A 13,334-nucleotide genomic window follows, 5' to 3' on the forward strand; every position below is an offset into this window, starting at 1 on the left:
GGCATCATAGTTTCCCTGGGCACCGTAGAGTCGTTATTGAGGCTGGTGGCGACAGAGGGGTGAGACTCTCCCAGGGCGGTTTCTCGGATTTCAGGGAGCGGCGGTAGAGAGGTTCGGCGGCATCATAGTTTCCCTGGGCACCGTAGAGTCCTGCCAAATTATTGAGGCTGGTGGCGACAGAGCGGAGGTGAGACTCTCCCAGGGCGGTTTCTCGGATTTCCAGGGAGCGGCGGTAGAGAGGTTCGGCGGCATCATAGTTTCCCTGGGCACCGTAGAGTGCTGCCAAATGGGGGTGAGACTCTCCCATTGAGGCTGGTGGCGACATGAGGGGTGAGAGGGTGAGTCTCTCCCAGAGCGGTTTCCGAGATTTCCAGGGACTGGAGGAGAAGAGGTTCGGCGGCATCATAGTTTCCCTGGGCACCGTAGAGTGCTGCCAAATTATTGAGGCTGTTAGCGACATCAGGGTGAGACTCTCCCAGGACGGTTTCTCGGATTTCCAGGGACTGGAGGAGGAGAGGTTCGGCGGCATCATAGTTTCCCTGGTCACGGTAGAGTGCTGCCAAATTATTGAGGCTGGTGGCGACATGGGGGTGAGACTCTCCCAGGGCGGTTTCATAAATTTCCAGGGAGCGGAGGTAGAGAGGTTCGGCGGCATCATAGTTTCCCTGGACACGGTAGAGTTCAGCCAAATTACTGAGGTTGGTGGCGACATGGGGGTGAGACTCTCCCAGGGCGGTTTCATAAATTTCCAGGGAGCGGAGGTAGAGGGGTTCGGCGGCATCATAGTTTCCCTGGACACGGTAGAGTCCAGCCAAATTATTGAGGCTGGTGGCGACGTCGGGGTGAGACTCTCCCAGAGCGGTTTCCGAGATTTCCAGGGAACGACGGTAAAGAGGTTCGGCAGCATGATAGTTTCCCTGGTTCCCGTAGAGTAGAGCCAAATTATTGAGGCTGGTGGCAACATGGGGGTGAGACTCTCCCAGAGCGGTTTCCGAGATTTCTAGTACCCGTTGCGCCAAGGGTATGGCTTCTTGGTAACGACCTTCTTCGTATAACTGCAAAACCCGTTGGTTCAAATGATAGGCTTCCTCCAATAACCTCGTTTCCTCACCCTCAGCAGCCGTGGCAGGCCGGACTGTCAGATGATAGTCTCCTGTGTCTCCCGGTTGATGGCCATAGACCCCAACCACATAAAGACCAGTCCTCGGTAATTCGACCCGCACCGTTTCTTCTGTATTTCTCTCATCAGGGTGGGGGCCAATGAGATTTCCCTCCCAATCCATAACCGCCCACCCAGCATTGACATCATGGCTGACCAATTCAATCACTAGGATATCTCCAGTGGTTCCCGGAAAGGGGTAAATATTGAAAAGACGACCATCAGCAGCCACTTCGCTGTTTTCATCTAATCTCCCCTCAATCACTAGGGGCAATTCCCAGAATTGTGGAGAGGACTGGGCTTGTAAGGAGTCTCGGGACAAGTGCCTGGGGGTCACTCCTGCCCAAACGTCCGGGGTTCCCCAGGTTAGCCAAAGCCCTAGGAGGATGAATAGCTGCCGCTGCCACTGTCTGGTCATCAGGGTTTCCTCGTTTTGCTGAACGGTCTTAACCTAATATATGTCTGACGCACAACCACTTATTCATTGTGCTGAGGGGATTCGCCCGCTCCTGCTGGCTCGGGCCTTGGGCTTGGCTGCCTGACTCCCGATAGTATAGCTGGAGAAGGGTTGGGCAATGTCAGAGTTCTGGGAGGAGTGATGCTACAGTTGGCATGAAGAGTCAATCCGGGTTGGCGATTACTCATGCCCCTGGCTATATGTTTATTATGGATTTTTAGGATGAGGAGTTGACGTTTTATTGATAGAAAATTTAGAGAGAGAACCTACCCCTAACGCTTCCTAGGACGAGAAATATGACCTGCAACAATTTCGTCGGGTTACCCGAAATAAGGCATTATTTATCTATCATAAGACCGTAATTATTTGCGGACTCTAACGCAATATCTGGAAGATTGCAAAGCATACTATCCCATGTTTCTCTTGCTTGCAGTGCTTCTACGACAATCTGAAGCGGCTCAGGCAGGATGGTTTGAAAATCGGCTTCTTCTGGCAAATTAGTGGTATAAGCCAACTGTTCTTGAGGTGGTGTAAATTGTGGATTTATTCCTTCCTTGTTGCCTCTCGCATCAACTCGATACCAGCCAGTTTCTGGCAAGTAAACTGCATTAAAACCATGCAAACTATACGGTGCGCCTTTGTCATCAAGACTCAACCGTTGATAACAAAATCCCGCTGGGATTCGGTTTGACCGTAGCAATGCCGCTAATAAATGGCTCTTAGAAAAGCAGTAACCTGTCCTGTATTTTAGGACGTCAGATGCCCGACAGGTTACAGGGTTCATTTGGTAATCAACGCTGTGATAAATTTCATCTCGGACCCACTCAAAGCAGGCTTTGGCAATGGCTATTGGTGTTTGATGACCTGACTCAATTTGTTTGGCATATTTGATGATTTCCGGATGTTGATAATCAATAATTTCAGTATTTTTTAAATAGTCTTTCATGTCAATCGCTACAAATTCTACAAGCCAATCCTAAGATTCTAACTTAGAAAAAAGGTTGGGGTGTATCCTCCTGGATACCCGGCCAAGGGATGGGAGATTCGGGCCGGGTACTTTCACAATGGGGAGAGCGATGAGCAATCTTTCCTGGGTCTTCTGGGTTCAAGGTGATAAGTAAAATTTATGGCAGATTACATCCCTTGCAGTAGGGGCGAAAAATTTTTCGCCCCTACAATTTGGTATCCCATGCAACAAATCCCACCCTAGATCCAGAAGACCCTCTTTCCTAATCGCTCTCCCAGAACCTAATTTTGTAGGAATTTCACCCCACCTCGTGAGACGTTCACATCAAGGTGACGCCTAAAATACAAGCGGCTTAAGCCCATTATCGTCCTCAGACGTTGCAAACGCAACATCAAAACTGTCCTCAGTTTCAGGATTCAGAACTATCACGGATACTCCCGACGTAATAGAGTTCTGGCACTGGCGATCGCCCCCCGAGTTCACCTAAAAACTCAGAGAAAACAATCAGTAACTAGAGCACAGAAAAGGGAACTTCCAAGGTGGGATTGGCTCCATCTACGGCACCCGAGAAAGAACGAATGCCCTCACTGGTGGCAATAGACAACTCAAAGGGAATGGGTCCCGTTGTTGACTGGCAACGACTCCACAAATTCACCTGTGCCGTATAGTCTCCAGGTGGAGCCGATTGATCCAACCAAAAAATGTTCTCAGCCGGGCGGGGTGTTAGATTCCGACAAGCCGCATTAGCATCTACATCTAAACGACCCCCAGAAGGAACTGAGCGATTCCCGAAGAATACCCGATCGCCGAAGGGATCGGTCACGGCTAAGTCGAGGTCATCCACCGACTGCCAACGTAGAGTGACCTGAACATCCCCGACTCCTAAAATCCGAAAATCGCTGAGATTGATAAATTCCGCTGAATTATCAGGAAAACGCACGAGCATTTGTCCGGTTATATCATCAAAAACCAGAGCATTCCCAGCCTCGTCTCCCGTTCCCTGTTCAATCCGCAACCGCTCCCTTGAAAAACTCGGGTCGGCGTCTAGGTCTGTATTCTCTACAATCCGGGAACTGGGGACAGCAATTTCAATAATGTCCACTCCCGGCTGAAAATCGGTAATCACATCCGCGCGACGCTCTTCTAGAGGGATATCAGTCCAAAAATAGTTAACCGGCTGGATGACAAAAATATTCGCCCCTCCACCCCCTGTTAACGTGTTTTCACCGCGATCGCCAAACAGAACATCATCTCCCTCACCGCCAAATAAAACATCATCCCCCCGTCCCCCATAAATGGTGTCATTGCCAGACCCCCCATAAATGGTGTCATTTCCCGCATTCCCAAAAATGAGATTATTGCCCCCTCCAGCAACAATCACATCTCGGTCTTCGGGGGCTGATGGCTCACCAATTCCCCCACTCCCGCCGACGAGGGTATCATCTCCCGGTCCACCATAAAGGGTATCCGACCCACGACCTCCCACAAGGATGTTATTGCCAGCATTGGCAATTAAAACATCATCGCCATCCAAGCCAAAAATCGCATCATCCTCATCTGAACCGACAAGGCTATCATCGTCTTGACTGCCTAAAATGACATTAGGATTCTCTCCTACCGGAAATAATTGGGTAATTAAGGTTTCATTAGGATTCGACATGGTAACAAAGTTCTCCAAGAGAAAGGAGTTTAGTCTATACCTTGATATTTCTGGAGCCTCCGAGCTTATTCACTTTTTCGCAAAAACTTGCCTTGAAATGGACTAAGACCTCGTTGAGCCGCCTCAGTTTCCGGAAATTGCCCTCTCGGGACTGGTGTTTATACTGATGCGACCCTGAAATCACCTATGCTTCATCGCCGAACCTCCCGACTTCTGCTCAGCCTCAGTCTGGCCGTCGCCTTAGGGGGAATCGTCGGCTGTGCGGCCGAGCTACCGACGGACGACTCCGACCCCACAACAGAGACGAGTCCAGTCCCGGAACCGGATTCAGACCTGGCCCAAAACCCCGATGAGGTGGCCGATGACTCCCCAGAGGCGACCTCCGTTGATTGGGCCATGGCTGATATCACTCATGTCTTAGAGGGTCATGATGAGTCTCCGACAAAGCTAGTATTTAGCCCCGATGGTCAAACGTTGGCCATTGCCAGTTATGATGCCCTCAAGGTTTGGGATGTGGCGTCAGGGCAGGTGTTACATCGTCTGGAAGGCCATCGGTCAGCGGGAGACTCCCCAATGGCAACGGTTCCCCCCACAGCTATGGTCATGAGTCCCGATGGTCAAACTCTGGCGACAACTAGCCGCAGTCAAGGACGATTAACCAGCGAAGATTCCTTGATTCTCTGGGATCTCACCAGCGGCGAGGCTCAACAAACTCTGGGAGGAAATTCGGGCTGTCAAGATGTGGCCTTTACCCCCGATGGCAGCCAACTTTGGGCAGCCTGTGCTGGGGAATTGCAACAGTGGTCTGTGGAAACTGGGTCTTTAGAGACATCGATGGATGTGGGACTGCTTGAAACCATCGCCCTGAGTCCCGATGGGCAAACTTTGGCGACGGTCGAGATGAACTTACCCGATGGGTCTCAGGAGAGTACCCAGGTGCAGTTGTGGGATGTTGGGGGAGACTCGGCTGAGCCGTTGCGATCGCTCCAGGGAAACTCCCATGACATCACGAACCTTCAGTTTACCCCCGATGGTCGCTATCTGGTGACCCAAACCCCGCCAATTTCGGCGAATGACGGCTCTGGAGGCTCTCCGGGACAAGTGGCGATTTGGGATTGGCAACAGGGGGAACGGCGCTATGAACATGAGTCCTTTGGCCGTTTTCCGGTCAGTCTCAGTGCTGATGGAACTCTCTTAGCGGGTGAGTTTGGTGAACCGCTGTTGATGGATAAACAAGGTAACCCCGTCAACCATTCCATTCTCACCCGTCAGCAAGGGGGAGCCTCCGCCATTGCCTTGAGTCCCGATGGTAAAACCCTGGCTTGGGCCGGTCAGCCACCCACGTTCCCGAGTCCCATTGTCCGTCTCTGGCAGGCGGGAGCGGCGACGGAACCCACTCATGACAGTGCTGATGGCGATCGCGACCAATATACCAGCCTAGAAGAACTCCCGAGCGAACGCACCACCCGAGACATCGAACGCTTCACGCAAGAGAACTTTGGCCTCACGGAGAGGGTGGGTATTGAGGAAGAAACCCTAACCCTGAATATGCCCGACACCAACCGGGCCGAAGCCATCCTCACCCTCGACTCCCTCCCCGATGATGCTGTTGGCGCAGTACGCTATCGCTTAGAGTTCGACTTGCAAGAAGATGGCGTTACCTGGGAACTGGTCTGGGCCGGCCGTCAACAACAATGTCGGCGAGGACCCACCCCTGAGGATGAATGGACAACCGAGTTATGCACTTAAACGCCAACACCACCTCAATCCCCAGCTCCCAAATGACCAATGACAGAGGCCAACCCCTCCACAACCCGAGCTAACCGGTCAAAGTCAACCTTGTCTACCGTATCGTCTGGGGTGTGGTAGTAGGGATAGCGAAAGGGGGCGGTATCGGTGACCATTAAGGCGGGATACCCTTGCTGCCAAAACGCCCAATGGTCTGACCAACCGGCCCCTGGGACGGCACCGGGAAGAATTGCCCCTTCTGACGGGAAGGATATCGACTGGCGGAAGTGACGCACTACTTGACGCACGAACTTCGCTGAATCCAGATTGCCCACAAAACTAATGAAATTACCTTGAATGGGATAAATTTGGTCTAACAATCCCAAAGGATAGGTCTGACTTCCTGGCGCGTCGTCAAAATAGCCCATTGTCTCTAAACTCAACATCCCCACCACCTTCTCCCCTCGCTCTCGACAGCGTCGCGCATACACCAAACTTCCCATGTTCTCGGTCTGGAAAAAAGGGGGTTCCTCGTTGGTAAAGGCGACAAAGCGTAGGGTTCGTGACTGAAGATGCTCGGCAAAGTGACGGGCCAAGGCTAGGACAGCGGCGACTCCTGAGCCGTTATCGTTGGCTCCCGGCACTCCTCCAGGAGCATCCACAGAGTCATAGTGAGCGCCAATCACGATGATTTCCTCAGCCTGCTGTTGACCGGGGAGTTCTAAAATCACGTTGCTGAAGGTTTGACCGCTAATTGGGTAGTCTTGACGTTCAACCTCCCCTCGCTGTTGTGCCACATCGGTCAGTTGGTCTTCTAGGTAGTCGGCGATCGCCACCAACTCCGAGTAAGCTAGATAGTGGTGGGGGGCGATCGCAATGCGTTCTACATCAACTCGCAATTGCTGAGCGAGGGTCTGCTGGCTCAAGGTCAGGGGAGGGAGTTCTCCCCGATAGCTCTGACCTGGCATCATAATCATGGTTCGATAGACTCCGATCAGGGTAAATACGCAACATCCCAGTAGTATCAGAAGTCTCCCTAAGGCACCACAGTCTAACCAGCGCATAGCAGTTACCTCTTAGACAAGAAGAGTTTCCTGACTTGGCAGGGATGGTCTAAGTTTACCCACAGTCGGACCGATAATCGCTCATCAGTAATGGCTTATGAATCTGCTACGGGGTAAAACCACCATCGCCGCCATTGTACTCGCAACGGGATTGATACTGTTGGTCGCTCAACTGATCCAACTCGGGGTCTTGCCCCTAGCAACGACGTTAAACTACAGTCCCCAAGACCGGCAATTCATTCGTATGTGGCTACGGTTGGCGGGACTCGTTGGCGTTCTCCTTCCTCTTGTGGGACTGATTTGGGGCTGGCGCGATCGCCAAATCCGAACGTTTTTTATGTATTATTTTTTAGTTATTTTCTGTCAACTGATTTCGGAACAGGTTGTCGCAAGGTTCTTCTTTCGTAGTCTTGTTGTCCCCACTGGACTGCTCTATTCCCTGTTTCGGATTGGACAACTCTGGCAGGCACATCAACAGCTAACACAACGACATCATGACCCTCATCCCCGTCTCATCTTAGCTGTCATCTGGATTCTCTTGGCTTTTTGGGCTGCCAATCTTCTGGTGTCCGTTGGAATTGCCGTTCCCGCCATTATGGCGTAGTTCGGGGTAGGAGCAACCCATACATTACCCCTACCCTCTGTTTGTCGCTCTAGTACACCTCACCCCGTAAGGCTTCTGCATCAATGGGACGCATGAAATACAAGCGAGTTAAATCCGCCATCGTCCCCAACAGCAGAGGCGCTTTTTTCAGGAACTTGGCCAACTTAGAATCATTGCTGGCCGAAATCGCCGCTAACTGTTCATTGCGTTCAGCACAACGATACATCCGCTCGAAAAACTCCGGACGCTCCACATCCAAAACCTCCGGGAAGGCCCGCGCCGCACTGGCGTTGGTGTTGCGGATGACGGTTTTGTCGAACTCATAGGGGTCTAACCCCAGAGAACGGTAGAAATCAGCGCGCTCCAAGACCGTCAGAGAGTGCGTCGCAAACACCGTCAACAGGAAGAAGCGAGACCAGAGCCGACCTTGCCAAGATTTCCACATTTTTGGCTGCGATCGCAACAGAGCCTTAAAGATATCTCCGTGGCGATTTTCATCCTGACACCAGCTCTCAAAGCGTTTGAAGAGAGGATAGAACTGGCGATCGGGATTCTGCTCCAGATGGCGGAAAATTGTAATATAACGCCAGTAGCCGATTTTCTCGGAGAGATAGACGGCGTAGATAATCCACTCGGGCTTAAAGAAGGTATAACTCCGATTGCGGGTCAAATAGCCCAAATCCAGGCGAATGTTGAAGTCGCTCATCGCCTTGTTCAAAAATCCAGCGTGACGAGCCTCATCTCGGGCCATCAAGGCGAAAATCTCTGCCAGGCGGGGATTGCGACCCTTGAGTTTGCGGGAGAGTTCCTTAAACAGCAAGAATCCTGAAAATTCAGAGGTACAAGAGCGTTCTAGGAAGTCCACAAACGCCAAACGAGTCTGTTCGTCGATATGCTCCCAGGATTGCTCGAACTCCTCATCGCGTACGAAGTGATAGCGATTGTAGTCGGCTTGCATCTCCCCAATCATGGCGTCGATTTCCTCCTCTTGCAAGGATAAATCCATCGCCGCAACCTTATCAAAGTCCGTCACATAGAAGCGAGGCGTCAGGATGGTTTCCTTAGCGGGAACCTTCACGCCGGGTTTGAGTTCGTCAATCTGAGGCTGGGGAACAGTCGTTGTCATAGGTCTTTCCTGATAATCGCCAGATAGCTATATTAAGTTATACCGGCTTTCAGCATTTTGCCTAGGGGGTGGGGGCAAAATCGTTACATGGTGTTACACAAACACCCCACTGAGCCGTCCCCTGGCAGCGTTAGACTAAGAGTGGGTTCATTCAAGCGAGATTTTTCCCAGATACAGCACATCAAGGAGCAACTATGGCCTATCAATGCGACCTGGGTAACAACCAAACGGTTTATCTGGACAATTCCGGGAGCCAAACCATTGTCACCACCGCCAGCGGCAGTCCTGGACAACAGCAACAGTCAAGTAATAGCTTTGAAACCGGGGCCTGGACTGCTCCCCCCGAGATGTATCGTACCCCTGGGGGGGTGACTCTGAAAATTCAGGCCCAAGGGGGCGATCGCTGGATTCAGATTCAAGGACAAAGTTCTAACCTCTCCGACGCCAGCTCTATCCCCCTACAAGAGGTGTCCCAGGTTCCCGGTTCCTCACAACAGCCGATGCAACCCATGCAACCCATGCAACCCATGCAACCCATGCAACCCATGCAGCCGATGCAACCCATGCAACCTATGAAAATGGGCAACATGGAGATGAATAATAATCCCATGGAAATGCGAATGGGCAATATGGAGATGAGAATGGGGTCATCACCGCAAAATACTGGTTCTCAGCGGCGGTTTTGTAGTCAATGTGGTTCCCCGGTTCAACCGAGCGATCGCTTCTGCGGGAATTGCGGCCACAAACTCAGTTAATTTCCGTCAGCAGGTCATGACAATCGCCTCTGTGATGGGTTAAGTTAGGAGAACTCCCAGGCTTAACCCTCTAACGTAATGTCCCTATCAATTCCGCCCCCCCTCACTTCGAGTTTGAGTCATCGCGGGTTCCTGCTGTAAATTAGCCCGAGTGAGATGTAACTCATACCCCAGCCAGGCTAACATTCCTCCCATCACCGCCACTGTAATCAATAGGGTGCTAGTCAGTAACTGCACCTGTCCTGATAACCGTTCGATCTCTTGATGTCCTCGTTCAACAAAGACCACCTTTTCCCTGGGTTGGCCATTATTCGATAGTGAAGTTGCCTCAACGGGCATCACCTCTGACTCGTTCGCTTTCATTTGCTTCTCAAACTCCACCAAGGAGCGAAGCCAATCAGCAATTAAAAAGGGACAGTTTGCCTTAAACCAGCGCAAGCCAAAAAATAGAAAAACAGGTTTAGAAATCTTCGTGACCGGTCGAAATGCACCCCGAAGTATGCGGCTGCGAAGTTGGCGATAGTAGATATTTTCTGCTCCCATATCATAGAGCGCTGCCAAAACAATTTTGGCAGTGGCTTCTTCCCGCTCAAACAAATGGTCTAAGGTCAGAAGCATCTCATCCATGCTCTTCTTCTCCACAGCCTCTCGCTGTGGGTTGGGTTGATGTAAATGGGTATCCATAGCTTCGGGAGAATTACTATCTCCATTAAAGCGTTAATTTTGGCCAACCCGAGTTCCTAATCAACCTTCGTTAACAATTCGTTCACGGGGACGGAATGAGATAGGGAGACTCAATCACCGGTAAATCCGCTAACCCCGCATCTCGTAACGCCTGATAGAGAATTACCGCCACTTCCCCACGAGTCGCATCCCGATTAGGCGTCAGCCGATCGCCATCAGGATAATTCACCAGTAACCCTCGCTTCAGGGCCATGGCCACCGCCGGTTTTGCCGCCGTGGGAATCTCCCCCTTGTCAGCGAACGGCTCTAACTTCGAGACATCCGCCTCTCCCAAATTCTGCCCATTCACCAACGCCAGCCAAACCGAGAGCCGTTGTAGATTGAGATTGGGCGCAAAGCGATCGCCCCCAACCCCAGACATAAACCCACCCCGAGCCACCTGCTGAATCGCCTTGGCTGCCCAAAAACCCGGCGACACATCCCGAAACGCGATCGCCTCGCGAACCGGCTCTGGCTCAAAGGCCTTCGCCAACAACGTCGCAAACGCTGCCCGAGACAGCGGTGCATCAGGGCGAAAGGTTTGGTCCGGATAACCACTAATCAAGCCCTTCGCCGTCAACGCCGTGACAAACTCCGCCGTCCAATGGCCATCTAAATCCGTAAAAGGAGGCGCCGCCAACGTCCCGGCCGTAATCAGATAAGGAGACTCAATCTCAGGCAGTTGCCCCAACGCCACCAACCCCTGATACACCGTCACCGCCATCTCCGCCCGCGTCATCGAGGCTTGAGGTTGCAACTGGCGACGATTGGGGTAATTAGCCACTAACTGAGCCTGAGTGGCCCGGGCCACCGCCGTCTGAGCATACGTGGGGATTTGATTGCGATCGCCATAAAACGACAACAGCCCCACATCCGCCCCAGGCGCCAAATTCAAGCCATTAACAATCGCCACCCAAGCCTGAGTCCGAGTCACCGACTCCTGCGGGCGAAAACTGCCATTGGGGAACCCTGCAATAAACCCCATCTCATTGGCCTTACGAATCGCCTGATAGCCCCAAAAACCCGGCGAGACATCCAAAAACACCTGAGGGTCGCGTACCACGGGTACATCGAAGGCCTTGGCTAAAATCGCCGCAAAGGCCGCCCGCGTCAACGGCTCATCGGGCATAAAGCGACGATGGCCCACCCCAGCAATAATCTCCCGTTCAAACAAGGCCTCAATAAACCGTTGCGCCCAATGGCCCGCAATATCCCGTAATTCTCCCGTGGGCTCAGGTTCCCCAGGAATGGGAGCTAAGACCCTCTCAAACTCAGCCAAATACTGAGCCGCATCCGTCTGACGAATCCCATAGACTTTTGAGAGCCGTCCCCGTTGTGCCAACACCTGGCGCACCTCTGCATTGCTGATTTCCGAGAGTTGTCGGCCCTGATCTAAGGCGATCGCCGCCGCAATGCCCAACCCTTGTGCCACCCCCACGTTATATTCCACAATCCGTCCCGCAGAGGAGGCATAACCGGGAAAATCTGAAGCCGGACTCACCACAGCCAAATTGGGCACAGCTTTTACCTGGGCCTGACGAATCCCCACATTAAACAGCGGCTTAGCCTGAATACTAACACTGTTGTAGCCCTTAGCCCGGGCCCTTTCACCCAGACCTTCAATACCGCCGCGCACATCAAAATGATAGCCAAACGTCCCTAAAGCCTCTGCTGCCGGAACTGCGCCATCGAGCATCTGAGCGCCACTGAGGGGACTCACGGCCCCGGCGATATTGCCCGCATGACGAATATACAGTTCTGCCGCCGGCCGCACCTCCGAGGCGCCAAAGGTCTCCATAAACCAACGGCGCACCTGTTCAAACTCCCCTAAAATAGCCTCTGTCGGCCGAGCCTGATTGCGGGCCAGAGCTTCGGCTTCGGCGCCGGTGACGAACCATAATAGGGAATTCCAGGAGAGACGGTTTCCCGGCAGAATCGCCACATTGCCATTGTCCAGGAGAAAGCCGCTGTTCTTGAGAGAAAAGGGTTTATTGCGGCGAGCATGATAACCAATACTCAGGGCCCGCGATCGCACATCAATAAAATCGCGATCGCTGTAGAGTCGTAAGGGTTGCCCCTGGGCATTGGTCAAGGAAGCCCGCAAAAACTGGGCAATGTCCACATCTCCCCCAGAGGCTCGTTTTAACCATTCTTGCCCCAGGGGACTTTGACTATCGAGGAGATGATGAAGATAGTAATTTTCCACCTCCCGCACCTTGGCCACCGTCACCCCCTCCGTTTCAAAACAGAGGGTAACGGGTAACTCCGCCTCGGGAAGTCCGAAGGTGGCAAAGCCTTGTAACTTCTTCACCCCCGCCTTTTGGGCCAGTTCAGCATTGACTGTAGCATCAATAAACTGTTGAGCTAAAAACGTCTCACCTCGCGTCAAACGCAAGCCACTGATGCGAGATCCAGTTTTTAACACCTCGGCAATCTCCACCTGTCCCGTCATTAGGGCCCCCACCTCCCCAAGCATCCCGCGCAAAGCCTGATTTCCCCGGTGAGGGTCTAGGGCAATCAAATCCACCTGAGCGCGAGTGAGAAACTCTTGATAAATAGCGGGAGGGTCACCAAATGTTTTTAAGCCATGACGTTGCCGCAGATCAAGGGGGATACCACTGCGATCCAAATAGGAAAGTTTCCCCCGCACGAGATGGCCTCCAATCGGGTCTGTGGCAGGTCCTTTAAGCATCAGGAGCGATCGCGGCCAAGCCCCCGTCCGCTGACGAACCTCACGCGCCGCCGTCACCAGAGCCAAAACACCGGGAACTTCATCACCAAAAACAATCAAATCAAAGGTGCGAACCATAACCAGAGCCGCTAATAGGGGAGAGACTTCCAGTGTATAGCAATCCTTTCCCCAGCTCGCTCAGTTGGGGAAGGCTGAATTCTTCTGCTGAACGGGACTGGCGGGATTCGAACCCGCGACCTAGCGCTTAGGAGGCGCTTGCTCTATCCATCTGAGCCACAGCCCCAAAACCTCGGACATGATACCAAGTCGTTGAATAATCTCAAAAAGTTCCCATGGGGACTTACCCCTCAATCGCTTGCCAAAAAATGGTGGTACACTACGAAGAACCCCAGTCCTGTT

General features: G+C 52.5%; 11 protein-coding genes and 1 tRNA gene. 3 read left to right on the top strand and 9 right to left on the bottom strand.

All coding sequences use genetic code 11. The features are described 5' to 3' along the window. Positions 1–4: 4 nt before the first annotated feature. From NEA10_RS20980 to NEA10_RS06615, 4 genes are all read right to left on the bottom strand, one after another. A complete protein-coding gene (locus tag NEA10_RS20980) occupies positions 5–307 on the bottom strand; it encodes a tetratricopeptide repeat protein (protein WP_309494745.1) in 303 nt (100 codons plus the stop codon). After that, on the bottom strand, positions 252–1,577 hold the full coding sequence (locus NEA10_RS20985; protein ID WP_309494747.1) for a tetratricopeptide repeat protein: 1,326 nt from the start codon (positions 1,575–1,577) through the stop codon (positions 252–254). The genes NEA10_RS20980 and NEA10_RS20985 overlap by 56 nt, the downstream gene beginning before the upstream one ends. Before the next feature lie 376 nt (positions 1,578–1,953). Continuing rightward, positions 1,954–2,562, bottom strand: a complete 609-nt coding sequence (locus NEA10_RS06610) for a transglutaminase-like domain-containing protein (protein ID WP_252664545.1) — start codon at positions 2,560–2,562, stop codon at positions 1,954–1,956. Positions 2,563–3,094: 532 nt separating this feature from the next. Continuing rightward, positions 3,095–4,243: a DUF2135 domain-containing protein gene (locus NEA10_RS06615; protein ID WP_252664546.1), complete on the bottom strand. Its 1,149-nt coding sequence runs from the start codon at positions 4,241–4,243 to the stop codon at positions 3,095–3,097. Positions 4,244–4,429: 186 nt separating this feature from the next. Here NEA10_RS06615 and NEA10_RS06620 point away from each other — a divergent pair, with 186 nt between their 5' ends. After that, entirely contained in the window at positions 4,430–5,992 is a 1,563-nt protein-coding gene (locus tag NEA10_RS06620; protein WP_252664547.1) for a WD40 repeat domain-containing protein, read from the top strand. A gap of 14 nt (positions 5,993–6,006) precedes the next feature. Here the strand turns inward: NEA10_RS06620 and NEA10_RS06625 are convergent, their stop codons facing one another. Then, on the bottom strand, positions 6,007–6,948 hold the full coding sequence (locus NEA10_RS06625) for a M28 family peptidase (RefSeq protein WP_309494749.1): 942 nt from the start codon (positions 6,946–6,948) through the stop codon (positions 6,007–6,009). 184 nt (positions 6,949–7,132) lie between these two features. Between NEA10_RS06625 and NEA10_RS06630 the strand changes: the two genes are divergently transcribed. Beyond that, positions 7,133–7,639: a hypothetical protein gene (locus NEA10_RS06630; protein WP_252664548.1), complete on the top strand. Its 507-nt coding sequence runs from the start codon at positions 7,133–7,135 to the stop codon at positions 7,637–7,639. A gap of 49 nt (positions 7,640–7,688) precedes the next feature. Here the strand turns inward: NEA10_RS06630 and acsF are convergent, their stop codons facing one another. Continuing rightward, positions 7,689–8,765 (bottom strand): magnesium-protoporphyrin IX monomethyl ester (oxidative) cyclase, encoded by a 1,077-nt coding sequence (gene acsF, locus NEA10_RS06635; protein WP_252664549.1) that lies wholly within the window; start codon positions 8,763–8,765, stop codon positions 7,689–7,691. A gap of 194 nt (positions 8,766–8,959) precedes the next feature. Between acsF and NEA10_RS06640 the strand changes: the two genes are divergently transcribed. Further along, on the top strand, positions 8,960–9,520 hold the full coding sequence (locus NEA10_RS06640) for a zinc ribbon domain-containing protein (protein ID WP_252664550.1): 561 nt from the start codon (positions 8,960–8,962) through the stop codon (positions 9,518–9,520). Positions 9,521–9,607: 87 nt separating this feature from the next. Here NEA10_RS06640 and NEA10_RS06645 read toward each other — a convergent pair whose 3' ends face one another. The 3 genes from NEA10_RS06645 to NEA10_RS06655 all read right to left on the bottom strand — a co-directional run bounded on the left by NEA10_RS06645 (position 9,608) and on the right by NEA10_RS06655 (position 13,218). Further along, complete coding sequence (locus NEA10_RS06645; protein ID WP_252664551.1) at positions 9,608–10,204, bottom strand: hypothetical protein; 597 nt, start codon at positions 10,202–10,204, stop codon at positions 9,608–9,610. Positions 10,205–10,286: 82 nt separating this feature from the next. Beyond that, positions 10,287–13,052 (bottom strand): S-layer homology domain-containing protein, encoded by a 2,766-nt coding sequence (locus NEA10_RS06650; protein ID WP_252664552.1) that lies wholly within the window; start codon positions 13,050–13,052, stop codon positions 10,287–10,289. A 92-nt stretch (positions 13,053–13,144) separates the two neighbouring features. Continuing rightward, positions 13,145–13,218: transfer RNA gene (locus NEA10_RS06655), tRNA-Arg, on the bottom strand. Positions 13,219–13,334: the final 116 nt, after the last annotated feature.

The organism is Phormidium yuhuli AB48, assembly GCF_023983615.1.
In the GTDB taxonomy this organism is placed as follows: Bacteria; Cyanobacteriota; Cyanobacteriia; order Cyanobacteriales; family Geitlerinemataceae; genus Sodalinema; species Sodalinema yuhuli.